Source organism: Komagataeibacter intermedius TF2 (assembly GCF_000964425.1).
Lineage (GTDB): Bacteria > Pseudomonadota > Alphaproteobacteria > Acetobacterales > Acetobacteraceae > Komagataeibacter > Komagataeibacter intermedius.
Genome location: NZ_BANF01000235.1, coordinates 1 through 649 on the forward strand (window position 1 = coordinate 1; position 649 = coordinate 649).

The window sequence follows — 649 nt, forward strand, 5'->3', positions numbered from 1 at the left end:
GTAGCAAGTGACATCTTATGACTACTGCCTAAACACGACGTTCGAACGGAGCCATTACCGCGTGAACGTCGCGGGGAATCAGTTCGTCAGACAAACCCGTGGTGTCACCTTGGTAGCGTCGACAAGTGCGGGATCCGTCTGGATGCGGCAGGTGCAGGTCGTAACCCGGGAGCACATGTTGATTTGCTGTTCCGGCCTGCGCAAAAGTCACCTTTTGCGCAGGCGCGGGCAATGAAGGATGCCTCGGGCAGAAGAAAATCAGTAAAGTCGCGTGATGCTACGTCACACTTTCCCATGTTCTGACGTGGGATGCGATGAAGATGAGCGAGACAACCGGGAGGCAAGGCACATTCCCAATCCGGGGCGACGACCTGTGGGAACGGCTGCGGACGATTGAGGACAAATTGTCACTGATCATTGAAATCCTCTCGCCGGAAGATTCCGACGGGCCCACGCTTGATGAGATTCTCGGTCGATTGGTAACCTTGATCGCAGCGCAGAACCCTATGCTCAGACGTATTGATCTTACAACCGGCAGGGTACTCGACATTCAGGAGGGCAGGATGTCCCGCTCAGCCCGGCCCGACGATGAGGATGGAGCCGATGCCTGATGATGACGTTCCGGAAAATCTCGGCTGAGAGCAGCGGT

Annotated in this window: 1 protein-coding gene; it reads left to right on the forward strand. The window is 56.1% G+C overall.

The annotated features are described in order from the left end of the window. Positions 1-314: 314 nt before the first annotated feature. Positions 315-611 carry a hypothetical protein gene (locus B7449_RS16615; RefSeq protein WP_039734023.1) on the forward strand — a complete coding sequence of 99 codons (297 nt, stop codon included), beginning with the start codon at positions 315-317 and terminating at the stop codon, positions 609-611. Positions 612-649 lie beyond the last annotated feature (38 nt).

Bases quoted from the DNA above. Each gene is read 5' to 3' on its own strand.
- B7449_RS16615 (WP_039734023.1), top strand. From the start codon at position 315: ATGAAGATGAGCGAGACAACCGGGAGGCAAGGCACATTCCCAATCCGG.